This is a genomic window from Streptomyces sp. NPDC040432 (genome assembly GCF_055595445.1).
Genome location: NZ_JBVIVP010000006.1, coordinates 185851 through 208311, shown reverse-complemented (window position 1 = coordinate 208311; position 22461 = coordinate 185851). Strand labels below are relative to the sequence as shown.

Annotated in this window: 25 protein-coding genes, 1 tRNA gene and 1 pseudogene; 14 read left to right on the top strand and 13 right to left on the bottom strand. The window is 71.7% G+C overall.

The features are described 5' to 3' along the window. The first annotated feature begins 524 nt into the window (after positions 1-524). Complete coding sequence (locus ACZ58N_RS16230) at positions 525-788, top strand: hypothetical protein (protein ID WP_471159587.1); 264 nt, start codon at positions 525-527, stop codon at positions 786-788. A gap of 188 nt (positions 789-976) precedes the next feature. Here ACZ58N_RS16230 and ACZ58N_RS16225 read toward each other — a convergent pair whose 3' ends face one another. After that, the gene (locus ACZ58N_RS16225; protein ID WP_471159585.1) at positions 977-2050 is read right to left on the bottom strand and encodes a LacI family DNA-binding transcriptional regulator; all 1074 of its coding nucleotides are present in this window, start codon (positions 2048-2050) and stop codon (positions 977-979) included. Between the two features lie 210 nt (positions 2051-2260). Between ACZ58N_RS16225 and ACZ58N_RS16220 the strand changes: the two genes are divergently transcribed. From ACZ58N_RS16220 to ACZ58N_RS16200, 5 genes are all read left to right on the top strand, one after another. After that, positions 2261-3412 (top strand): Gfo/Idh/MocA family protein, encoded by a 1152-nt coding sequence (locus ACZ58N_RS16220; RefSeq protein WP_471159582.1) that lies wholly within the window; start codon positions 2261-2263, stop codon positions 3410-3412. Beyond that, on the top strand, positions 3409-3888 hold the full coding sequence (locus ACZ58N_RS16215; protein ID WP_471159580.1) for a DUF993 family protein: 480 nt from the start codon (positions 3409-3411) through the stop codon (positions 3886-3888). The genes ACZ58N_RS16220 and ACZ58N_RS16215 overlap by 4 nt, the downstream gene beginning before the upstream one ends. Beyond that, complete coding sequence (locus ACZ58N_RS16210) at positions 3885-4724, top strand: sugar phosphate isomerase/epimerase family protein (RefSeq protein ID WP_471159578.1); 840 nt, start codon at positions 3885-3887, stop codon at positions 4722-4724. The genes ACZ58N_RS16215 and ACZ58N_RS16210 overlap by 4 nt, the downstream gene beginning before the upstream one ends. An 868-nt stretch (positions 4725-5592) precedes the next feature. Then, the gene (locus tag ACZ58N_RS16205) at positions 5593-5973 is read left to right on the top strand and encodes a VOC family protein (RefSeq protein WP_471159576.1); all 381 of its coding nucleotides are present in this window, start codon (positions 5593-5595) and stop codon (positions 5971-5973) included. Between the two features lie 185 nt (positions 5974-6158). Then, complete coding sequence (locus ACZ58N_RS16200; protein ID WP_471159574.1) at positions 6159-6392, top strand: hypothetical protein; 234 nt, start codon at positions 6159-6161, stop codon at positions 6390-6392. A gap of 122 nt (positions 6393-6514) precedes the next feature. Here the strand turns inward: ACZ58N_RS16200 and ACZ58N_RS16195 are convergent, their stop codons facing one another. The 6 genes from ACZ58N_RS16195 to ACZ58N_RS16170 all read right to left on the bottom strand — a co-directional run bounded on the left by ACZ58N_RS16195 (position 6515) and on the right by ACZ58N_RS16170 (position 10267). After that, positions 6515-7327 (bottom strand): tRNA(His) guanylyltransferase Thg1 family protein, encoded by an 813-nt coding sequence (locus ACZ58N_RS16195; protein WP_471159572.1) that lies wholly within the window; start codon positions 7325-7327, stop codon positions 6515-6517. 242 nt (positions 7328-7569) lie between these two features. After that, complete coding sequence (locus ACZ58N_RS16190; RefSeq protein ID WP_471159570.1) at positions 7570-7797, bottom strand: hypothetical protein; 228 nt, start codon at positions 7795-7797, stop codon at positions 7570-7572. Between the two features lie 86 nt (positions 7798-7883). Beyond that, positions 7884-8492, bottom strand: coding sequence for a hypothetical protein (locus ACZ58N_RS16185; RefSeq protein WP_471159567.1), 609 nt, complete (start codon positions 8490-8492; stop codon positions 7884-7886). A gap of 138 nt (positions 8493-8630) precedes the next feature. Further along, entirely contained in the window at positions 8631-9482 is an 852-nt protein-coding gene (locus tag ACZ58N_RS16180; RefSeq protein ID WP_471159565.1) for a helix-turn-helix domain-containing protein, read from the bottom strand. A gap of 22 nt (positions 9483-9504) precedes the next feature. Next, on the bottom strand, positions 9505-10035 hold the full coding sequence (locus ACZ58N_RS16175; RefSeq protein ID WP_471159563.1) for a DUF6879 family protein: 531 nt from the start codon (positions 10033-10035) through the stop codon (positions 9505-9507). Next, entirely contained in the window at positions 10004-10267 is a 264-nt protein-coding gene (locus ACZ58N_RS16170) for a hypothetical protein (protein WP_471159561.1), read from the bottom strand. Before ACZ58N_RS16170 ends, ACZ58N_RS16175 begins: the two co-directional genes overlap by 32 nt. Before the next feature lie 195 nt (positions 10268-10462). Between ACZ58N_RS16170 and ACZ58N_RS16165 the strand changes: the two genes are divergently transcribed. The 4 genes and pseudogenes from ACZ58N_RS16165 to ACZ58N_RS16150 all read left to right on the top strand — a co-directional run bounded on the left by ACZ58N_RS16165 (position 10463) and on the right by ACZ58N_RS16150 (position 11709). Continuing rightward, a complete protein-coding gene (locus ACZ58N_RS16165) occupies positions 10463-10693 on the top strand; it encodes a hypothetical protein (protein WP_471159559.1) in 231 nt (76 codons plus the stop codon). After that, positions 10690-10857, top strand: coding sequence for a hypothetical protein (locus tag ACZ58N_RS16160; RefSeq protein ID WP_471159557.1), 168 nt, complete (start codon positions 10690-10692; stop codon positions 10855-10857). The genes ACZ58N_RS16165 and ACZ58N_RS16160 overlap by 4 nt, the downstream gene beginning before the upstream one ends. Positions 10858-10944: 87 nt before the next feature. After that, complete coding sequence (locus tag ACZ58N_RS16155; RefSeq protein WP_471159555.1) at positions 10945-11409, top strand: glycine-rich domain-containing protein; 465 nt, start codon at positions 10945-10947, stop codon at positions 11407-11409. Further along, a pseudogene (locus ACZ58N_RS16150) lies at positions 11406-11709 on the top strand (hypothetical protein). Before ACZ58N_RS16155 ends, ACZ58N_RS16150 begins: the two are co-directional and overlap by 4 nt. Positions 11710-11861: 152 nt before the next feature. Here the strand turns inward: ACZ58N_RS16150 and ACZ58N_RS16145 are convergent. Further along, positions 11862-11935: transfer RNA gene (locus ACZ58N_RS16145), tRNA-Trp, on the bottom strand. Between the two features lie 55 nt (positions 11936-11990). Then, entirely contained in the window at positions 11991-12728 is a 738-nt protein-coding gene (locus ACZ58N_RS16140) for an ankyrin repeat domain-containing protein (protein WP_471159553.1), read from the bottom strand. Between the two features lie 214 nt (positions 12729-12942). Here ACZ58N_RS16140 and ACZ58N_RS16135 point away from each other — a divergent pair, with 214 nt between their 5' ends. Then, complete coding sequence (locus ACZ58N_RS16135) at positions 12943-14598, top strand: GMC oxidoreductase (RefSeq protein ID WP_471159551.1); 1656 nt, start codon at positions 12943-12945, stop codon at positions 14596-14598. A gap of 74 nt (positions 14599-14672) precedes the next feature. On the opposite strand, the gene ACZ58N_RS16130 is transcribed toward ACZ58N_RS16135, so the two are convergent. Then, on the bottom strand, positions 14673-15098 hold the full coding sequence (locus ACZ58N_RS16130; protein WP_471160122.1) for a carboxymuconolactone decarboxylase family protein: 426 nt from the start codon (positions 15096-15098) through the stop codon (positions 14673-14675). Positions 15099-15148: 50 nt separating this feature from the next. After that, on the bottom strand, positions 15149-16228 hold the full coding sequence (locus ACZ58N_RS16125; RefSeq protein ID WP_471159549.1) for an NAD(P)H-dependent amine dehydrogenase family protein: 1080 nt from the start codon (positions 16226-16228) through the stop codon (positions 15149-15151). A 196-nt stretch (positions 16229-16424) separates the two neighbouring features. Between ACZ58N_RS16125 and ACZ58N_RS16120 the strand changes: the two genes are divergently transcribed. Beyond that, complete coding sequence (locus tag ACZ58N_RS16120) at positions 16425-17750, top strand: glycoside hydrolase family 18 protein (protein ID WP_471159547.1); 1326 nt, start codon at positions 16425-16427, stop codon at positions 17748-17750. Positions 17751-18002: 252 nt separating this feature from the next. Here ACZ58N_RS16120 and ACZ58N_RS16115 read toward each other — a convergent pair whose 3' ends face one another. Next, entirely contained in the window at positions 18003-18995 is a 993-nt protein-coding gene (locus ACZ58N_RS16115) for a PfkB family carbohydrate kinase (protein ID WP_471159545.1), read from the bottom strand. Between the two features lie 2 nt (positions 18996-18997). After that, positions 18998-19633, bottom strand: coding sequence for a bifunctional 4-hydroxy-2-oxoglutarate aldolase/2-dehydro-3-deoxy-phosphogluconate aldolase (locus ACZ58N_RS16110; RefSeq protein WP_471159543.1), 636 nt, complete (start codon positions 19631-19633; stop codon positions 18998-19000). A gap of 88 nt (positions 19634-19721) precedes the next feature. Between ACZ58N_RS16110 and ACZ58N_RS16105 the strand changes: the two genes are divergently transcribed. Together ACZ58N_RS16105 and ACZ58N_RS16100 are read left to right on the top strand one after the other, a co-directional pair. Beyond that, entirely contained in the window at positions 19722-20561 is an 840-nt protein-coding gene (locus ACZ58N_RS16105; protein WP_471159541.1) for an IclR family transcriptional regulator, read from the top strand. A 157-nt stretch (positions 20562-20718) separates the two neighbouring features. After that, on the top strand, positions 20719-22422 hold the full coding sequence (locus ACZ58N_RS16100) for a sigma-70 family RNA polymerase sigma factor (protein ID WP_471159539.1): 1704 nt from the start codon (positions 20719-20721) through the stop codon (positions 22420-22422). Positions 22423-22461: the final 39 nt, after the last annotated feature.

Below are 22461 nucleotides of genomic sequence, written 5' to 3'. Positions count from 1 at the left end.
GCCGCCGGCCGGGCGCACGCCCGGACGGGGTCCGCGACGGGCGGGCGGGTTCCGCGATGGGCGGGCTTGGTGATGGAGAGGGTGTCCCCCACCACCGACTGTTACGCACGGCGCGGTTCCCCGAAGCGGCCGGCGCCGCCCGCCCGTGCGGGCGGGTTCCGAGACGGGCCCCGTGGTCGGGATGGTGATCCCCACCACCGGGTGTTGCACGCCGAGGTCGATCGGGGTGCCCGCGCGCTCGTCGAGGCACGGGCCGTAGCGCCTCACCGTCGGGCTGACGCGCCACCTGAAGGCGAGGACCGCACCCGGGCCGAGCGCCGGCTCTCCACCGGGCGGACGGCTGCCCCTGGCCCCGAGCTGGGACGCCGGTTCCGCCGCTCCCGGAGAAGGCGTCCGCCCGGCGGAGTCCGACGTGCCGACCGTGCTGGTCGGGCGGACCGTCCCTGCGGGACACCCCGCCGCGACGCCGGACCGGGTGGTGTCCGACCACGCCCACGGGGCGGCGCGAGCCCATCCGACACCCGGTGGACCAGGGGCATCGGCGGATCGCCCTCTCCGGCCAGGAAACCCACCGACGACCGCCCGCCTGCGCCCCGCGCCCCGGGTTCGAGGCCGCCGTGAGCACCCTCGACCCGGAGCCGGAGCCGACCCCGCCCTGGCCCACGGCGGCCGGGACCTGGGCCGCGAGGACCGGTGCGACCCTGGCCGGATTCAGGGATGCCGGGGTGACTGGCGGCCTCGCCCGCACCTTGGCCCACCTGTGCGGAGCCATGAGTTCGGCGGGGTGACCGCGGTGCTGATCCACAAGGACACCGATGCCGTCATGCCGATGCCGTCATGCCGATCCCGCATCTCCAGGCCCGAGGTGTGCGGGTGGCGGAGGGCCCTGGCACTGATCACCTACGGCGACGGAGGTGGCCCAGCCCTCGGCCGGTGCCGCCGCCACCTCCTCGGCCAAGGGCAAGACCTACAGGGTTCACGGTCTGCTCCCCTCGGGCGGCGGGGCCGTGGAGCTTCGCACCATGAGCTCGGTGGCCAGGGTGGTGATGCCCCCGGGGGGTGGGGTTCTGCGACCGGTCACCAGGTTCGCGGCCAGGATCCCGGCCTCGCGCAGCGGCACCCGCACCGTGGTGAGTGCGGGGGCGGTGTCCACGCAGAACGGCAGATCGTCGAAGCCGGCGACGGAGACGTCCTCTGGGATGCGCAGGCCCGCTTCGCGCAGCGCGGCGACGACACCCGTCGCGACGGCGTCGTTGGCCGACGCGACGGCGGTGAAGGGCACGGCGCGCCGGAGCAGCTCCCGGGCGGCGTCATAGCCCGCGGACCGTTCGAACCCGGCGTGCACGATCAGCGGGGCGCAGGTTTCGGGAAGGGCGGGGTCGTGGCGCGCCAGGGCGTCCCGGTGTCCGGCGAGGCGTTCGCGGGAGCTGCTCAGCCCGGGCGGACCGGCCACGTAGGCGATGCGACGGTGGCCGAGGGCCAGAAGGTGCTCGGCGAGACGGAAGGCCCCTCCCCGGTCGTCGAACACGACGGTTGCCACCGGTAGCCCGGCGTCAACGGGCAGGGGCGGGCGACCGCAGAGGACCACGGGCGCCCCGGTGGCCGCTATGCGCGCGACCCGGGCGGCGAGCGCGGTGGTGTGGTCGGGATCCTCGACGGCCCCGCCGGTGAGGACGATGCCCCCGGCCCGCTGTCCTTCCAACAGGGTGAGGTAGGCGATCTCGGCTGCGGGGACGCCCTCGGTATTGCAGACGACGGCCAGGCGGCGCGGCTCCGCGCGACCGGTCGGGTCCAGGGCGCCCTGGAGGGAGCCGGCCAGGACGCCGAAGAAGCTGTCCGCGACGTCGTGCACCAGTACGCCGATGAGGTCCGAGGTGGCTGCGGCGAGTGCCCGGGCGGGGCCGTTGGCTACGTAGCCCAGTTCCTCGACGGCTTGCTCGACCCTTGTGCGGGTGCCGCCGGCCACCGGATAGCCGCCGTTCAGTACGCGTGAGACCGTGGCCGGCGATACGCCTGCGTGCATCGCGACCTCGGCCAGAGTGACCGCCATGCCGAACCTCTCCTTCTGCCCTCGCGGGCCGCCCCCGGTCGTCGTCCCATCCGGTGTGGATTTCCACCATGGCACATTCAGCAAGCGCTTTCTATCCCTCGAACGAGGGTTGTCAAGTGGTGGACGCGAGGCCTAGCCTCATTCGAGAGAAAGCGCTTTCTACAAGGCGCGGATACGGACGAAAAGAGCGACGAACCGACGGAGGACCTCATGGAACGCAGGACGATCAAGATCGCGATGAACGGCGTGACCGGACGGATGGGATACCGGCAGCATCTGGTCCGGTCCCTGCTCGCGCTGCGCGAGCAGGGCGGGCTCGACCTCGGGGACGGGTCGGTGCTATGGCCGGAGCCCGTTCTGGTGGGCCGGCGGGAGACCGCGCTGCGGGCCATCGCCGAGCGGCACGGCCTGGAGGACTTCAGCACCGATCTGGAGGCCGTGCTGGCGGATCCGTCGGTGGAGATCTACTTCGACGCGCAGGTGACCGCGGCCCGCGTACCGGCGGTCCGCCGTGCCATCGCCGCCGGGAAACACGTCTACTGCGAGAAGCCGACCGCCCTCACCTTCGAGTCGTCGCTGGAACTGGCCCGACTCGCCGAGGCGGCCGGGGTCAAGCACGGCGTGGTGCAGGACAAGCTCTTCCTGCCGGGCCTCCTGAAGCTGAAGCGCTTGATCGAGGGCGGATTCTTCGGTGAGATCCTTTCCGTGCGGGGCGAGTTCGGCTACTGGGTGTTCGAGGGGGACTGGCAGGCCGCACAGCGCCCGTCCTGGAACTACCGGTCGCAGGACGGTGGGGGGATCGTGGCCGACATGTTCCCCCACTGGGAATACCTGCTGCACGAACTCTTCGGCCGGGTCAGTACGGTCCAGGCCCTCGCCCGGACCCACATCCCTCGGCGGTGGGACGAGGAGGGCAAGCCGTATGAGGCCACTGCGGAGGACTCCGCCTACGGGATCTTCGAGTTGGAGGGCGGCGCCGTCGCCCAGATCAACTCCTCCTGGGCGGTGCGGGTGCACCGCGACGAGCTGGTGGAGTTCCAGGTCGACGGGACGCATGGAACGGCCGTCGCCGGCCTCCGCGGCTGCCGCGTCCAACACCGCGCCGCGACGCCGAAGCCGGTGTGGAATCCGGATCTGCCGCAGACCGAACCCTTCCGCGCCCAGTGGCAGGAGGTGCCGGACAACAGCCCGACGGACAACGGCTTCAAGGCCCAGTGGGAACTCTTCCTGCGTCACGTCGTGCGCGACGAGCCCTGGCGATGGGACCTGCTCGCGGGGGCCCGCGGGGTGCAGTTGGCTCAGCTCGGCCTACGCTCCTCCGCGGAAGGCCGACGGCTCGCGGTGCCCGAGGTGACCCTGTGAACAACATCCTGCTCCCTTCCGCGGATGGCAGGTTGCCGCTGCACAGGCCCCACACCCCGCCGCTGCCGCCCCCGGTACCCGCCCCGGCCCGCACCCGTGTGTCCCACGCGGCGCCCCAGGTGGCCGCCGACCCGCTCGCCACGTCGGCCGACAGCCGCCCGAGGATCGAGAGGGAAGGCACGCCGGCGTGCCGACACCGCCTGTGGGATCAGGGACTCGGGGTGGCGGAGACCATGGACACCGCCCGGCGCAGAATGACTCTTGCCTTCGATCCCCTCGACCCGATCGCCGCCGGGGCCGCGGTCGCCCTCGACCAGGGCAACCCGGCGCGCACGCGCGCACTGCCGGACCCGACGGTCGCACCGGCCCGGCACCCGTTCGCGTCGTCCACCCGCCCGCTCGGCCTGCTCCCCGATCCAGGACCCGCCGAGGCACGGACCCGCCGGCTCCCCCACGTGGTCGAGGTGACCTCGTGACCCGCGCGACGGCTCCGGCCCGGCTCAGCCTCAACCAGGAGACGATCCGCCAGTGGTCGCTGCCCGAACTCGTCGCCGGGTGCACGGCAGCGGGAGTGAGCGCGGTGGGGCTGCGGCGGGAGCCGGTGCGCGGGTTCGGCGTGCGGAAGACGGCCGAGCTCGTCTCCGGGGCCGGGCTGCGCGTCAGCTCGCTGTGCCGGGGCGGCTTCCTCACCGCCGCCGACCCGGCGGGCCGGGCAGCGGCGCTCCGGGACAACCGGCGGGCGGTGGAGGAAGCCGCCGAGCTGGGGGCCGACGTCCTGGTCCTGGTCGCGGGAGGTCTACCCGCGGGCGACCGCGACCTGGTGGGGGCGCGCCGACGGATCGTCGACGTGCTCGGCGAGTTGGCCCCATGGGCCGCCGGGTTCGGTGTGCGGCTCGGGATCGAGCCGCTGCATCCGATGTTCGCCGCGGACCGCTGTGTGGTCTCCACGCTGGGCCAGGCCCTCGACATCGCCGAACAGTTCCCCGCCGAGTGGGTGGGGGTCGTCGCCGACTCCTACCACCTGTGGTGGGACGAGCGGCTGCCCGGCGAGCTGCGGCGGGCCGGTGGCGCCGGGCGGCTGGCGTCGGTCCAGGTGGCGGACTGGGTGACCCCGCTCCCCGAGGGGGTGCTGCTCGGTCGGGGGCAACTCGGTGACGGCTGCGTCGACCTGCGCGGCTTTCGGGAGCTGGCCGACGCGGCGGGCTACCGGGGGCCGGTCGAGGTGGAGATCTTCCATCCGGATCTGTGGGCGCGGGACGGCTCCGAGGTGCTCAAGGAGGTGATCGAACGCTACAGGCGACACGTCGAGTAGGACGGGAAGCGGTCCGGGCGTGCACCCGGGGAACAGTACGGACGGGACGAGCAGGTTGTGGTGACCGGGGTGCGTGGTAGGCGCTCCTTCCCTTTGCGGCGGGCAGGGGCGCACTGGGTGCCGGAGCCCGCGGAGCGAGCGGCTGCCGAACCTACCCGTGACTCCCACGGGACGATGCGCGCGCCGGCGCGGACTCCTGCTGGGCGGCGCGCTCCCCGTCGCGGAGAAGCCGTTCCCGGTCACGGCTCGCGAAGCTCGGTGAGCTCGGTGAGCTCGGTGAGCAGGGTGACCGGACGCGTCACCCCGGGTCGGCACCACCTCCCCGTGCCTCTCGGACCCGACCCGGACCCCGGGCGCACCGACCGTCGGATGGCACCGACCGGCCGCGGTGGTGGTCGTGGTGGTGTTCCGACCTCCGAGCGTGGGCTCGGTGGTCACGGGAAACCGGCTGCGGATCGAGCTCTGGCACTTCGCGTCGGCAGCCGGGTCCGTGCGGCACGTGGCGGCCGGTCCGGGGCGACGGGGTGGCGTGGTTCGGGACCGGAAGGACGGTGGCCGGCGCCGTGCGGAGCCGCCAGGTCGCGTGCCGTGTTCCATGCCCATCTCCGCTTCGTCCGGCAACAGTTGGGGACCCTGCCGTCCGGGCTCGCGCTCGCGCGGCGCAGGTCGTGTCCGCGCTACACGGCGACGCCATCGGAGGCCCGGACGAGGAGGGAGTCGGCAGGGACGGAGCAGGAGGTGCTGGGAAGATGGCGCTGGACTTCACCCGGATGGGCCGCCTAAGGTCGGTCCGACGGCATCGCGTGTCGGTCACCGACCGGGTGAGGCATGGAGGTGTCCGTGACATGCCTTGCGGAGGCATTCACTCATGTCGGTCCAGCTCAATCACACGATCATCCACTCCCGTGACAACCGGGAGTCCGCCACTTTCCTGGCGCACATCCTCGGTCTCGAAGTCGGTACGGAGTGGGGCCCGTTCATCGCCGTGGAAACCGGCAACGGGGTCACCCTCGACTTCGCGACCATCCCCGCCGAGTCCATCGTGGCGCAGCACTACGCGTTCCTGATCCCGGAGGAGGAGTTCGACTCGGCGTTCGAGAAGATCCGAGCCGCGGGGATTCCGTTCTTCGCCGACCCGCACGGCAGGCAGCCGGGCGAGATCAACCACAATGACGGCGGTCGCGGCGTCTACTTCCCTGATCCCTCCGGCCACGGGATGGAGATCATCACCCGCCCGTACGGCGGCTGATCCGTCGCCTTCGGATCGTTCCGGTCGGCGTGCGCCGTCCGGGCTCCGGGATCTTTCGTATCCCGGCCCCGGCCTCCCCGGCGCGGGCCGCGCCGCCCCGCCTGTCGAGGGGACGGTGCCGCCGCTCGGTGTGCACGACCGAGCCGCAGCCGGTACCCGGGCGTCCCAGCAGCGATGATGGGTGCATGAGCAAGCCCCCTGCCTCCCGTCATCGTCTCCGCCTCGAAAACCACCAGGGCGACAGTCACCCGGAGAGCCTCGGTCAGGCACACCGGCCCTTGTCCGGCCTCACCACCGTGACCTGCGCCTGCGGCCTGCGGAGCGATCCGCTCCCCAGCGACGACGCCCGTCTCGTCTACGAGCAGCACCGTTACCTCATTCGTGACGAGGTGACCCAGCAGACCCCGTCCCCCCGGTAGCCCGGCGGGCCGCCGCACGAAGGTGTGGTGGCCCGTCGGCGCCCGTCACCGCATCCGGCGGCGGCGGGCCCTCCCCCGGCGCTCGACGTCGATACCGGGTCCGTCACCCGCTACCGGGTCCGTCACCCCGCTACCGGTCCGTCAGCACCCCACCGGCCCGCCACCGACAGGGCCGGCAGGTCGGGAATCATCCCGGCCAGCCACCCCGTGGGCTCGGCCGTGAACTGCGGGGCCCCCGAAACCTCCCACCACGAACGGACCGCGGTGGTGCGCACGGTTTCCCGGGTGCGCTTGTCGACGTATTCGACCGTCCGCTCACCGGTTGCCCTGGTCGCGACCTGGCCACGCTTGCAGGCGTCGGGGTAGTCGTTCCAGTGGACGCCCTTCTCCGATCGCAGGAGCCCTTTCATCCCCCCGGTCGACACCCGGTGGAGCCGCTTGTGCGGGAAGTGGGCCTGCGCGGCCATGGCGACGCTGTTGCGGATGGCGTCCCGTTGGCGCCATAGGAAGTAGTTCGCCACCTCCACCGGGTCCGCCATCGTGAACACGCGCGCATCGAAGAGCGCCCGTCGCCCCGGGCGTCGCTCGTTGAGGACGGCCGTCGCCAAGGACGCCGCGACGGACAGTTGCTTGGCCGCGACCCCGCCGAACCACGGCTCGGTCGCGGGCGTCGCGAAGTCGGTGAGGAGCAGGCTGATCTCGTCGGACTGGGTGTACCCGATCGCCGCACCCGCCGCCTCCGTGCAGAGCGCTTCCGTGACGGCGGCCATGTCCGCCACGAACGCCATGTCGAACGGCTTGTCGGCGTCCCTCAAGTAGGTGTGGAAGGCGCGCCCGTCGAGTCGGAGGATCGTATAGGTGGAGCGCGGCAGGACGGTCCTGTGCGCGGCCTCGTACCGCTTCATGCGGTCGCCCAGCGCGGTGGTGTCGCTCAAGGTGGGCCCCCCGGTTCGTGTGCGGCCAGGCTATCCGCGCCCATGACCATGGACGGCCCCATGTGCCCGCCGCGTCGGACCCCGGGAGAACGAAAGCCCCCCGACGGACATGGAACGACCAACGGCGAATGCCCGTGCGGGAGGTGCTCCCGTACGGGCATTCGTCGTGTTGCCTGCTACCGCGTCATACGCGCTTGGCAGGGGCGGCAGGAGTCGAACCGCGACCTACCGTTTTGGGGTCTTCAGTAGGGCCGTACTGCCCGATTCCGCCCCATGCCGTCGAGGAACACCGGCAACATCGGGTCGATCAAGCAGGGGCGCCTGGACGCGGCGACCAGCTCCGGTGTCGGGATCGTGGCCACCGGGTCGGCGGTCCGGCCGACCGGCGTGCTCCGGGTGTCGGCCACGGCTGGCAGCAATCGGTTGCGGTGGGCGCAGACGGTGACGTCCGCGGCCCCGACGGTCGTCAAGGGGGGTTCCTGGCTGCGCCTGGCCCGCATCGCATGGACGAACGCCCCTTTCGGGCCTGCGGGCTGGAACGGGGCGGCTTCGTGCGTCAGGGCGCGAGTTCCTTCTTCAGCTGGTCGACCTGCGGGCCCGAGTCCTGCTTCGGCATCATCCACCGGTACGCAGTTCCCACACCGTCCGTGTAGATCAGGGTCCCGCCAGCCTGCACGGTATCGAGGTCGAAAACGGCCGAGTCGAGAACATGGGTGCCTGGCTGCACGGTCCGGCCCGCGTTGAACGAGTCGGCGACCACGTTGTACGCCTCGCCGTTGCCCTGCTCGATCGCCTGCCCGTCGGGCGCCGCCCAACTCCAGCCACCGGCGTCGATCGGCGCGGCCTGATCGGCTGCGACCGCGGTGGTCGCGCGGGCCTTGTAGGCGACGACCGCGAACGTCTGCTTCGTCGGCTTGGACCCGGGCGCCGCGGCGACGTAGACGATGCTCGTCGGCGTGATTTCGAGGCGGCCGGTGCCGCCCGCGCCGACGGTCGCGGCGGGCTGACCGAGTTGGAGCGCGGCGGCTGGCGCGGACGGAGCGGGCTGGCTGACGGCCGCGGCGGCGGTCGGGTTCTTGGGTTCGTCAGCGGGCTTCGGGTCGCTGCTGCACGCGGCGAGGGCGAGCGTGGCGACAGCGAGGATGACAGTGGTGCGGGCGCGCATGGCGGTTCCTCCTGGTCGTGAGGCTGGAACCGTAGCTCTCCTCGCGCACCCGTATGGGCTCGTTGCGGAACTGGAGCATAGAAGCACCACGCCCCCTATCGCCTTCGGACGGGAGGGGGCGTCTCCGTGCGTTCGGGGTCAGTCGAGCGCGTTGATGGCCTTGAGGATCAGGGCGCGCGCCTCCGCTCCGTACACGGCGGACGAGCGCAGCTGCTCGAACGCCTTGAGGTAGAGCGCGATCTCAGACGGCTGCGTGATCTTCACCTGTGCTGAGAGGAGCTCCACCGAGACGAGAGCATCGTCGTACACGTGGAACGTCTCCACGGGCCACACAGGACGAGACCCCAAGGCCGAAGGAATGACGCCCAGCGATACACCGGGCAGTGCGCCAGCGGTCAGCAGGTAGCCGAGCTGAGCAGCCATGGCCTCCGCATCTCCCATCCGGTAGTGCAGAGCGGCCTCCTCGACGATCAGGACGGCTCGGCGTCCTGGGTCATGGATGACCTGTGAGCGGCTGACGCGAGCCCGGGCGGCGTCCAGACCGCCGCCGGGGACTTCCTGAAAGCGGGCGATGACGTCGAGGAGGCCAGCCGCGTAGCCCTCCGTCTGCAGCAGTCCCGGGACGAGGGTGGACGAGTAGATCCGGAACAGGTGAGTCCCCTGGAAGAACTGCACCCATGAGTCCTGAAGGCGTCGCAACCCGCCCTGTGTCTGGTGGCGCCACTCCTTGTACATAGTCTCGGCGTTGCGTGACTGCGCGATCAGATCGGCCGTTTCAACAGTCGCACCGCAGGCCTCGCACCACCGCCGGATGTCGTCCGGTGACGGCGGGGTTCGCGCGTTCTCGATGCGAGAGGACTTCGAGTGCGTCCACCCGCAGCGTTGGGCCAGCTCGCCCCCGGTGATACCCGCGTCGGCTCGCAACGTGCGCAGCCGGTCGGCGACGCGTTCACGCGCGGCCTGTGCTGACGAGGATGGGGAAGCGGGCATGAGCTGGCCTGTACGCCTTCGGCTAGTAGATCTTGAAAGAGTCGTGAGGGTAGGCCCTGGCCCACACGTCACGGAACGCATCAGCGCACAACCGGGCCGCTGCCGGGTCCTGGCTGACTTCTCCTTCTGCTGACGCACCTTCGCCGGTGAAGTGGTTCCACCTGATCAAGCGATCGTCGAAGAGCCAGAAGTCGTTCCCCGGCAGTGGGATGTCGGATGCTTCGCGGCGCGGCAACCAGCGGACCTCTTCCCCAGCCGCGACGTTGATACCGGCCGCCGAGTGCTCGTAGCGGATGTAGTCGCTGGCCGGCATCGAGATGATGCGCGCCCGCCGGACGACCACGCCCCGCCGAACCGCGCGCCCGACGAGGTCCACCCACGGCTTCCAGTACGGCGAGTTGGGATCCATGTCCCGCTCGCCGGTCGCTCGCCAGGTCGCGAAATCCCCCGCTTCCGAGGCCACCCCGTAGCTGTCGCGCATCTCCAGGTGCACAGCACTGCTGACGGCCCCGTCGAACAGCTCAGGAAACGTTGGCAGCACGCTCTGCTGCATCGCACGCCTCCCTCAGCATCGCCGCCATGCGGAAGGGCACCCTTACGACCGCCTCGTTCGGCGGGATCCCTTGCGCGTGGCCGGGCACCTGGAACACCGCGCACTGCGCTTCCAGCTCGGGCCCGGGCTTCCACCCCTGGATCACGATCTCTCGCTTCTCCTCATCCACCCAGACTGTCGGACTCTCCGCGGTCCCTGTGTGAGGGTCAATACCGATGAACCGTAAGGTCATTGCCGCCTCCAGCGCTTCCGATGTGCACGGATGTACAGGACGTTGATGTGTTCGAGGGCCGTCGTCAAGAGCGCGTTCGGACTTTCACCACGTGCGATGGCATCTCGTGAACATCCATGCACATTCGTGGCGATCTTGCGTCGCGGATCGCCACGCTCAGTGGCACCACCCGCTGACGACGGTAGGGAGACCGGCATGGAAGTCCGGGAGACCGGAGCCAACCTGGCGTTCGATCACGAGGACCACCCGCTTCTGCACCAGCAGGTGCGCGACAAGGCGACCGGAGCCCAGGGAGAGCTGATGGCCGTCGTCCGGGAACCCGTCGGAATGGCCGGGGGCCGCCAGACGTGGGCCCGAACCGCGTACATCCGGCGCGCGGACGGCCGGGAAGTCACGGCGTCCCCCCAGGCGCTGGAACAGCCATGACCGCGGGTCGGATCTGCCAGCGGTGCCAGCGGCCGCTCGGCGCCGACTTCGAGACCGTCATCGGGCACTCGATGTCCGGGGCCCGGCCCGACCAGTACCAGCACCGCCGCGGCGACCCGTCGTGCCGGCCGATCACCGCTGCCGAACGCGAGCGCGGCTACTGAACTCCCGGCCGCTGGTGCTCCGCCGTATCCCGGCGGCCGGGCCCCCACCACCGCCCACACCCGCATCCCCTCGACCAAGGGAGATCCATGTCCACTCCAGCCCCACCGCCACCCTGTAGCGCCGGCCGCCAAGGCGAACAGCCCGCGCCCGCTGTCACGGCCGGTGTGCTCACCGCGGCGCCCGGGTCCCGCGACGCCCGTGCGCTCCTGGACGCCGACGCGTTCATGACCGTGACCGCAACCCTCTCGCAGCGGCACCCCGGCATGGGGTGGGAGATGGCCGAACGGGTCATCGTCGAGGCCCTGAAGTTCGTCGCCTCGGTTGCCGAGGGAACCGACGGGCTCGTGCCGTCCCCGCTCGTCGATGCGGGCTGGCATGCCCTCATCGAGAACACCGAGATCTACCAGCAGCTGGGCTCCCGCCTCGACGGGTTCGTGCACCACTACCCGGCCGTGGCGGGCGGCGTACAGCCCGCACCCGGCTGGGAGGAGCGGACGGCCGCCGCGATCGAGCACGCCGGTTTCACCGTCGACAAGGAGCTGTGGACGTGATCACTACCGAGTTCTGTGAGACCACGACGGACGTCACGACCTGCGAGGCATGCTGGGTGGCACCCGTGGGCACTGTCCGCCCCACCCCGCTCCGACGAGACCTGCTGTGCGTGCCGTGCGCCGAGGGCGGGTACCCGCCGCGGGTGGTGCAGTTCCCGCCGCTGGGCATCTACGGCCTGACGGCTCGCCGCCTGAAGATGGGTAAGCACGGCGCCCCGGGCGGACCGCAGATGCCGCCGGACCCTGGCCCAGCTGCCTTCGCCGCCGCCCACCCCGACCCCCGGCCGTCCGCCCGTGTAGGGGGGGGTGCCCTGCAGAGCTACCCGCTTGCTGAACGTTCGGGCCAGCAAGGGCCAGTAGGCGATCATGAAAGCGTGAGAGCCCCGCCAATCCAACGGCGGGGCTCTCACCCTTTCCCTGCGCAGAGCCCGTTCGTCTCTTGCGCAATCAAGCAGGGGCGGCACGAGTCGAACCTGCGACCTACGGTTTTGGAGACCGTTGCTCTGGCCATCTGAGCTACACCCCTTCGGCGAGACCAACCATGACACGACACCGACCGAAGATCCACATGTTTCCGGGGGTCAACCGGATGAAATTTCGGCCCGGGTGACTGCGCCCTGAGTCCGAAGCCAGTCGGCCAGGGAAGGATCCGCGCCGGTCAGAGCCACATCGAGCGGGGTCAGCTCGTCGTGGCCGATCCAGTTGATGTCCGCGCCTCGGGACAGCAGGTACCGGGCCGTGGGCAGTTGTCCGCCCTGGCAGGAGCTCCAGAAGGCGCTCGTGATGTCGTCCGGGTGTGCGGGGAAGGCCGTGAGGAGAGCGGCGACCCGGTCGAGCAGGCCCAGGGTCGCGGCGTCGTGGAGGTCCGGGTGGGCCCCGTGGTCCAGGAGCCGTTGGGCGGCCCGCCACTGGCCGAAGGCCCGGGCGTCGGCCAGCGGGGTACCGCCGCCGATCACGCCGCCCCGGGCCTCGATGTCGGCGCCGGCCTCGACCAACGCGTCCACGGCCGCGACGTCGTCGTTGCTCGCGGCCCAGTGCAGCGGGGTCTCCTCATGGGCGCCCACGAACCGTGCCGCCGGATCCGCACCGGCGGCCACGAGGGTACGGATCACCTCGGCGGTGCGCGGGTGGTGGCCGGGCCAGTCGGTCGCGATGTGCAGCAGGCTTCGCTCCCCCGCGGCCTCGCCGCGCCGGACGATCCGGGTGGTCGCGAGCCCCGGATCGGCGCCCAACAACCGTCGCAGTTCCGGGAGGTCTCCGCCGCGAATCGCGGTGGTGACGGCGATGGCCCGGGGGTCGTCCGCTTCAAGTACCCGCATCCGTCAAGGCTACCGGGATCCCGCCCGCGCCCCGCCCGTCACCGCCTCCGCGCGCCCGCCACCCACCTGCCGAACACCGGCGGCCTGCGTATCGCCGGTCCGGACGACCCGCAGCAACCGGAATCAGTCACAAGTTACCTCGACGTATGTAGTGACTTACCAGCCACCCGACAGTAGAACTTGTTCTCACTCCGTCGAGAGTGAGGAACGTCACATGAGTGACAAAGGCCTGAACAGCAAGGTATCCAACGGTGTTTCGCGTCGCGGGTTTATCGCTGGAACTGGTTCTATTCTTGGAGCCATGGCCCTAGCGGTCAACGCCACTCCGGCCCATGCCGGGGCCTCTGCGGGAACCGCCGTCGCGAACACACCCATCGAGTCCGGGGCCCGCGTCCCGGCCCTCGTCATCGGCACCGGGTACGGCGGCTCCGTCGCCGCGCTGCGCCTCGCCCAGGCGGGCGTCGACGTGCACATGATCGAGATGGGCATGGCCTGGGACACCCCGGGCACCGACGGGAAGATCTTCGCCAACACCACCAAGCCGGACTACCGGTCCTACTGGCTGCGCACGCGGACGAAGGCACCGCTCAGCAACTTCCTCGGCTTCCCGATCGACAAGGACGTCCCGAAGTACACGGGCATCCTGGACGCCGAGGAGATGGGCGGGATCATCGTGTACCAGGGGCGCGGCGTCGGCGGCGGCTCGCTCGTCAACGGTGGTATGGCGGTGACCCCCAAGCGGCAGAACTTCGCCTCGATCCTGCCGTCCGTGAACGCCGACGAGATGTACGACACCTACTACCCGCGGGCCAACGCCGGCCTGGGGGTCGGGCTCATCGACCCCAACTGGTTCGAGACCGTGGACTGCTACCAGTTCTCCCGCGTCGGCCGCAAGCACGCCCAGCGCTCCGGCTTCCCGTTCGTCTTCGTCCCGGACGTATACGACTGGGACTACATGAAGAAGGAGGTGGCCGGCACCGTCCCCAAGTCCGCGGTGGCGGGCGAGATCCTCTACGGGAACAACGCCGGCAAGAAGTCCCTCCAGCAGACCTACATCGCCGCGGCCCGCGCCACCGGCAAGGTCAGCATCTCGCCCCTGCACCGGGTCACCACCGTCTCCCCCTCGGCCGGTGGCGGCTACACGGTCGTCATCGAGCAGTTGGACACCACGGGCGCCACGATCGCCACCAAGAGCGTCGTCGCCGCCAAGGTGTTCTTCGCGGCCGGGAGCGTCGGCACGAGCAAGCTCCTCGTGAAGCTGAAGGCCACGGGAGCGCTGCCGAACCTCAACAACGAGATCGGCAAGGGCTGGGGCGAGAACGGCAACGTCATGTGCGGCCGCGCGAACCACATGTGGGACGCGACGGGGAAGGTCCAGGCATCCATCCCCTGCGGGGGCATCGACAACTGGGACGCCGGCGGCGCCTTCGCCGAGGTGGCGCCGCTGCCGACCGGGATCGAGACGTACGCCTCGTTCTACCTGTCGATCACGAAGAACCCGCACCGCGGCGAGTTCACCTGGGACGCCGCCGCGCAGAAGGTGGGCCTGAACTGGCAGACCTCCTGGAAGCAGCCGTCCATCGACATGGCGAAGAGCATCTTCGACAAGATCAACTCGAAGGAGGGGACGATCTACCGGACCGACCTCTTCGGCCTGAACAAGATCTGGGGCGACCACCTCACCTACCACCCGCTCGGCGGTGCGGTGCTGAACAAGGCCACCGACAACTACGGTCGCCTGCACGGGCACCCCGGCCTGTACGTGATCGACGGAGCGCTGATCCCCGGCAACACCAGCGTCAATCCGTTCGTGACGATCACCGCGCTCGCCGAACGCAACATCGAGAAGATCATCGCCACGGACCTCTAGCGGGGGTCCGACGACGACGGGGCCGGCCGGACTCTCCGGCCGGCCCCGCTCCACGTCGGTCGCCCCGAACCGGCTCAGGTGCCCGGCAGCATGCAGACGCTGTCGAGGCCCAGGACGTGATTGAGACGTCCGAAGGCGAGCCAGGATCCGATGCTCATGCTCAGCTCGACGATCTCCAACTGGCTGTAGTGCGCGGTCATCCGCTCCCAGAAGTCCTCGTCGAGGTTGTGGTGGTCCAGGGCGTAGCGCTCCGCGTACTCGGCGGCCAGCCGGGTGCGGTCGTCGAAGGCCTTGGTGGTGCGCCACTCGGAGACCGCGTCGGCGAACTCCTCCTCGACCTTCTCGCCGTCCCGGTCGGTGCGCCAGTCGAGGCAGAAGACACAGCCGTTGATCTGCGCGATGCGCAGCCGGGCGGCCTCGAACTCCCGCAGGCCCAGGGTGGTGTGGGCGTAGACGGAGAGGGAGAAGTTGGCGGCGGCCATGCCGATGCCGGGGACCATGTCCCCCCACACGTACTCGATGGGGTGCTGGCCCTCGGGAATGTCGATGTTCACGGCTGCTTCCTTCCGAGTTTGCCGACTGCGGGACGCAGCGGGATGTCGAGCGCGTCGTAGAGTCCGGGTTCGGCGGCCACGAGCCAGTCGATGGCTCCGACCAGCCGGCCGACGGCGGTGGCGTTGCCGCCCGCCGAGCGGTTCTCGCCCTCGTCGGTCGCCTCGATGGTGACCTCGATGCGGGGGCGTCCTTCGATGACCACGCGGTGGGCGCCTGCGCCGTCGGGCGGTGTGGGCCAGTCGGGGGCGCAGGAGGCGTGGATGCGGGTGACGTGTTCGATGACGATGCGGGGCTCGCCCTCGACGATGCCTTGGACCTCGAAGCGGATGGCTCCCTGCGTTCCGGCCTCGAACTCGCCCATGGTGCGGGTGCTGACGGTGGTGTCGAGGGCCCGGCGCTCCGAGGTCTCGCGGATCTCGTCAAGTTCGACGCCGAGGGCCCGTGCCATCATCCGGACCTGGCCTCCCCACACCATGGTGGGGATCGAGGGCATGAGCATCATGGGCTCGAAGTCCATCGGCCGGCCCATGCCGATGAGGTCGCGGACCGAGTCCGGCTGGTCGTACGTGGAGTAGTCGAAGATCTCCTGGCAGCGGATCACGTCGATGGTGGAGCCGAGGCCGCTGAGGAGCAGCGGCAGGACGTCGTTCCCCCAGCCCGGGTCGACGCCGGAGGCGAAGAGGGAACCGCCGCCCTCCGCGACCGCGGCGAGCACCGGGTCGCGGAATTCGGGCGGGGCGTTGCGGTGGTCGTAGAGCGGGTACAGGGCGGGGCTGACGACGGCCGCGCCCGCGGATATGGCGCGCACCAGGTCGGCGAGCGCGTCGTCGGGGCGGACGTCGCCGGACGCCGCGTAGACGACGGCGGCGGGTCGGGCGGCGAGCACCGCTTCGATGTCGTCGGTCGCCACCACCCCCAACGGGTAGTCGAGTCCGGCGAGTTCGCCGGCGTCGCGGCCGACCTTGCCGGGGTTGTGGACGATCACTGCCGTGAGTTTGAGCGCCGGGTGGGCCTCGACGGCGCGGATCGCCGCGCGGCCTACGTTGCCCGTGCCCCAGACCACCGTGGAAATCATGCGCGGAGGGTAGCGAGGAGCTCATGAGGTGCCCAGGGCCGTGAACGATGAATTTCGGACGGACCCCCCGACGGGTGTAATCCGAGGTGGACACCCCCTTGACCCAGATGGTCCAGACCAATAGTTTCCGGATTGCACAGCGCACGCGTTACGCACGGCCCAGGAGCACCACTCCCCGGATCCGCAAAGGAAGCCCATGCGCCGCAGCACGATCGGCAGACTCGTCGTCGCCGCCTGCTCCCTCTCCCTGCTGACCGCCTTCGCGCCCGCCGCGACCGGCGCGCAGGGCGACACCGCCGGTCACGGCCGCACGTACAAGAAGGTCGGGTACTTCACCCAATGGGGCGTCTACGGGCGTGACTTCCAGGTCCAGGACCTCGACGCGAACGGTACGGCCGGGAAGCTCACGCACATCAACTACGCCTTCGGCAACGTCAGCGCCGACGGCAAGTGCTTCACCGGCAACGTGGCCGGCCAGGCGGACGCCTGGGCGGACTACGCGCGCCCCCTGGACGCCGCGAACTCCGTCGACGGGGTCGCCGACACGGCCGAGCAGCCCCTCGCGGGCAACTTCAACCAGCTCAAGGAGCTCAAGGCCAAGCATCCGAACCTCAAGGTGCTGATCTCGCTCGGTGGTTGGAGCTGGTCAACCCACTTCTCGGACGCCTCCCTCACCCCGGCCTCCCGCAAGGCCTTCGTGCAGTCCTGCATCGACCTGTACATCAAGGGCAACCTGCCGCAGGACGGCGCGCGGGGTGGGGCGGGAGCCGCGGCAGGGGTCTTCGACGGCATCGACCTGGACTGGGAGTGGCCCGGGTCCGAGGCGAACACCGGCACGAAGTTCCGGCCCGAGGACAAGCGCAACTTCACCGAGCTGGTCAAGGAGTTCCGTACGCAGCTCGACGCCCACGGGCGCGCGCAGAAGCGGAAGTACGAGCTGACGGCCTTCGTCCCGACCGCACCCGCGAAGATCGACGCGGGCTTCGACGTCCGCCGGATCATGCGCGACCTGGACTTCGTCAACCTCCAGGGCTACGACTTCCACGTGTCGGGCGAGAAGAACACCGCCCAGCAGTCGGCGCTGTACGCCCGGAAGGACTTCAGCGTGGACGGCACGGTCCGCGCCTGGCGGGACCGGGGTGCGCCCGCGCACAAACTGGTGGTCGGCATGCCGTTCTACGGGCAGGGCTGGACCGGGGTCCGCGGTGGCGGGGACGGCATCGGGCAGCCGGCGACGGGCCCGGCGCCGGCGACGTGGGCGGCCGGGTACGAGGACTACAAGGCCCTGAAGAAGCTGGCCGACTCGGGGACCTACAAGGTCCACCGTGACCGGCGCGGCGGGCACGCGTGGCTGTTCGACGGCACCACCCTGTGGACGTACGACGACCCGCAGGTCCTGCGCGCGAAGGGCGAGTACGTCCGCGAGAAGGGCTTGGGCGGCGCGATGTTCTGGTCCCTGGACGGCGACACCACCGACGGTGAGCTGACGAAGGCCGTCGACCGGGGCCTGCGCGGCCGCTGACGGTCGGTCCGGCCCATGGGTCCTGGGCCCCATGGGCCCCGGGCCGATCGGGCCCCCTGCACCGGCGCCGCCGGGCCGCGAACATCGCACCGGCCCGGCGGCGCCCACCACGTGACGTCCGCGCACGGGGAACTCGACGCCGCGGGCGGCCGACCGGCCCGCGGCGTCTCCTGCTTGTTCGGCGGCGCCCCGGCCCCGAGCCGGTTCACGGAGCGGCTCCCGTACACGACGCGGGCCCACCCGCTCGCGGACCTACGGCCCGCCCTCGAACTCCCCCACGGCCCGCCGGTGGGCCGCGGCCAGCGCCGCCGTCTCGGCGAAGGCGGGGACGCGGCCCGTGCCGCCCCGGCCCGACACCGACAGGGAGGCGGCCGCCGCGCCGTGTGCCACCGCGTCGGCGAGGGTGTCGCCGAGGGCGAGGCGGGCGGTGGCGGTTCCGGTGAAGCAGTCCCCTGCGCCGGTCGCGTCGACGGGGTCCGGGTTGACGGGGACGGGGTGGTGGACCGGCCCGGTGCCGTCGTCCAGGAGCAGTCGGCCGGCGCCGGCCGTGACGGCGACGGCCCGGGCGCCCAGGGCGCGGCAGCGGGCGGCGGCGGTGACCGGATCGTCGGTGTCCACCAGGGCGAGGGCGTCCGCCGGGCAGGAGGTCTTGAGCAGCCCCGTCAGCGGGGCGATCCGGGCCAGGAGCTCCCGGGCCTCGTCCCGTCCGGTCAGCCGGGCCCGGTAGTTGGGGTCGTACGTCAGGTGGCCGCCGGCCGCGTGGACGGTCCGCGCGGCGTCCAGCACGGCCTCCCGGGCGGTCGGGGAGAGGGCTCCGGTGATCCCGCTGGTGATCAGGGAGCGGGTACGGGCCAGGAGGTTTCGCCAGCCGTCGACGTGGGCCGGGGCGAGGGTGGAGCCGGCGCCCGCGGTGCGCCAGTAGACGAACTCGCGCTCGCCCTCGGTGTCGGCGCAGAGCAGGTAGGCGCCGTTGGGCCGCGGCGCCCGGCGGACGTGGGAGACGTCCACTCCGAGTTCGGTGGCGCGGCGCAGCAGCGGGACGCTGAGGTCGTCGTCGCCGACGACGGCCAGCAGGGCGGTGCGCGCTCCGGCGGCCGCGGCGGCGGCCGCGGCGTTCAGCGCGTCGCCGGAGTAGGAGATGCGGGCCGGGGTGCCGTCGACCGCTTCGCGCGGGGCGGTGTCGGTGTGGATCTCGACCAGGACCTCGCCGAGGACGAGGACGTCGTAGCGCGGGAAGGGGGGCACGGTCAGCGCTCCGGGGCGCAGTCGGCGCAGCACGGTCCGGCCAGCTCGGCGAAGACGGCGGCCAGCTCGGCCGGGTCGTCGGGCAGGCCGCCGCCGATGCCGACGGCGCTCGCTCCGGCGGCGAGCCACTCCCGGACCTCGCCCGGTCGGATGCCGCCGGTGGGGACGAGCAGCGCGTCCGGGAGCACGGCCTTGAGGGAGCGGATGAACCCGGGACCGCCCACGTGCGCCGGGAAGACCTTGGCCGCTCCGGCGTGGCGGGCGGCGGAGGCGATCTCACCGGGGGTGAAGCCGCCCTCCACGAACACGGCGTCGTGTCGCGCGGCGAACTCGCGCACCTCGGGGGCCGGGTAGGGGGAGATCAGGAAGCCGGCGCCGGCGGCAAGGGCCTCCTCCGCCTGGGCCGCGGTGGTGACGGTGCCGACGCCGATGAGGGCGGGGCGGCCGTGCGCGTCGCCGAGCGGGGCGGTGCGGGCGACGGCCGAGGCCCAGCCGGGGGTGGAGGTGGTCAGCTCCACGGCTCGGCATCCCGCTGCGAGCAGGGCTCCGGTGCGGCGGACGGCTTCGTCCGGGCCGGGGTCGCGCAGTACCGGCAGCAGGCGCTGGGCGGCCATCACCGCGTACGGATGGCAGGACATCGGACCCCCCGATTTGTTCCACGTAGCGGAACTGCATATCGTGTAATGGAACTCAGTGGTCCAGACCTTACACACCCAGGGAGCCCGCGTGTCAACGGAGCGAGCACCGTCGACCCATCCGACGCACGCGGACGGCCCCGCCGTTCCGGGCGACCCCAGCGGCCCCTCCCCCCGGTCCGGCGGCCGTACGTCGGCGGCCGGGTCGGCGTTGGAGAAGTCGATGCGGATCCTGGAGGCGGTCGCCGCGCCCGGCGGGCCGCACCGGCTGACGGACGTCATGACGGCGGCGGCGGTCCCCAAGTCGAGCACCTTCCGCATCCTCGCGGCACTGGTCGAGCAGGGCTTCGTCCGCTCCGACGGCGACGGTCGCTACGGGGTGGGCCCCCGACTGCGCGGGCTGTCCGCCGTGGTCGGTGGCGGGGAGCCCGCGAGCGTCCAGCAGATCCTGGACGAGCTTCGGCTGGCGACCGGCCAAACGGTGCACCTGGCCCTGCACAGCGGCGAGACCATCACCTACATCCACAAGCTGGAGAGCGGCCAACCCTTCCGTACCGCCTCCCGGATCGGCATGCGAATGCCGCTGCACACCACGGCGATCGGCAAGGCCGTCCTCGCCCACCTCCCCCCGGAGGAACTGCGGGAACTGCTCGACGCCACCGGACTGCCCGGGCGCACCCCGCGGACGCTGACGGACACACGGGCCCTCGCCGCCGAACTGGAGGCGGTGCGGGACCGCGGGTTCGCCGTGGACGACGAGGAGAACGAGCCGACGATCCGCTGCATCGGCGCGGCCGTGCTCGGCGCCGACGGTCGCCCGCTCGGCGGCGTCTCGGTGACCACCGTCACGTTCCTGGTCTCCCGCGAGGAGATCGAGGCGTACGCCCCGGCCCTGCGCACCGCCGCGGAGGCGCTGCCCCCCCTGCTGTGACCGCCCCGAGCCGCCGGTGGGTCGCCCCCGGGTCGCTCCGGCGGGGGCGCGGAAGTGGCGCCGAAAACTTCTTCCGGATAAGTGTTATCGGGGCCCCTCTCGACGGTCTCCCAGTTATTGGGCATCATCGACCGCCGGTACGGACAGGGACTTTCACATGAGCACACAGCACACGGCAGCACTGGTGGCAGCGGCCCGCGCGGGCGATCCCCGCGCGCAGGACGAGCTCGTCAGCGCCCACCTGCCGCTCGTCTACAACATCGTCGGTCGGGCCCTGAACGGGTCCTGCGACGTGGACGACGTGGTGCAGGACACCATGCTGCGCGCGCTCGACGGGCTGGGCGCCCTCCGGTCGGACGACAGCTTCCGCTCCTGGCTCGTCGCGATCACGATGAACCGGATCCGGGCCCACTGGCAGGCCCGCAGCAACGGCCTCGGCGAGAGCGGGCTGGAGGAGGCCGGTGACGTCGCCGACCCGGGCGCCGACTTCGCGGACCTGACCGTCGTACGGCTCCACCTGTCGGGTCAGCGCCGCGAGACCGCCCGGGCGACGCGCTGGCTGGAGCCCGACGACCGGGCGCTGCTGTCCCTGTGGTGGCTGGAGTGCGCCGGGGAGGTCACGCGGGCCGACGTCGCCACGGCGCTGGAGCTGACTCCGCAGCACACCGCGGTCCGGGTGCAGCGGATGAAGGCGCAGTTGGAGGCCGCCCGGGTCGTGGAGCGGGCATTGGAGGCGCAGCCCCCGTGCGACGGGCTGCGCTCGATGACGGCCGGCTGGGACGGGCGGCCCTCGGCCCTGTGGCGCAAGCGAATAGCCCGGCACGCCCGCGAGTGCCTGCGCTGCTCGGGGCTGTGGAACGGGCTGGTGCCCGCGGAGGGCCTGCTGGCCGGCCTGGCCCTGGTTCCCGTCACGGCCGCGCTGCTGGCGGGCGTACGGTCGGCCGTTTCGGCCGGCTGGACCCCGGTCGCGGCGGCCTCGTTCGCCGACGCGGCGACCCAATTGACCCCGGTGGTGTCCGGACCGGGTCGCGCCGCGCGCCGCCGGACGGGCGACACCGGCACCGGCACCGGCACCGGCACCGGCGGTGACCCGGCCGGCAGCCGCGGGGCGCTGCGCAAGCGGCGCCAGAACCGACGCCGGGCCATCGGCGGCGCCGTGATCGCCGCCTGCGTCGCGGGCGGCGGCCTGGTCTACCTGGGATCACTTCCCGGTTCGGGCGACACCGAGGCGACCGGCGCCACGCCCGCCTCCCCGCTGGCGGCCCTGTCGGCGCCCGACACCGGCGCCCCGTCCTCGTCCGTATCGGCGTCCCCCTCCGCTTCGGCTTCCGTATCGGCGCCCCCCTCCCCGTCCGTCTCCGCCTCGCAGTCCGCGTCGCCGTCGCCGTCCGCCGTCAAGTCCTCCTCGTCCGCCCCGACGCCGACCCGTAGCACCCCGCCGACCACGAAGGCCGCCGCGCCGGCTCCGGCGCCCGCCCCGCAGGGTGTCGTCGGCCAGGTCCTGGCCCTGGCCAACGCCGAGCGGGCGGCCGCCGGCTGCGGCCCCCTCAAGGACGACGGGCAACTGCGCTCGGCCGCGCAGGCCCATTCGGCGGACATGGCGCAGCGGAACTTCTTCTCGCACACCAACCCCGACGGGGCGGACCCGGGGGCCCGGACGACCGCCTCGGGGTACCGCTGGTCGACGTACGGCGAGAACATCGCCAAGGGGCAGCAGACCGCCCAGGCGGTGATGGACTCCTGGATGAAGAGCCCGGGGCACCGCGCGAACATCCTCAACTGTTCCTTCAAGGACCTCGGCGTGGGCATGCAGCCCGGCGCCGGCGGCCCCTGGTGGACGCAGAACTTCGGCGCCCGCTAGAACCCCTTCGCCACGCTCCCGTCCGGCACGCACCGGACG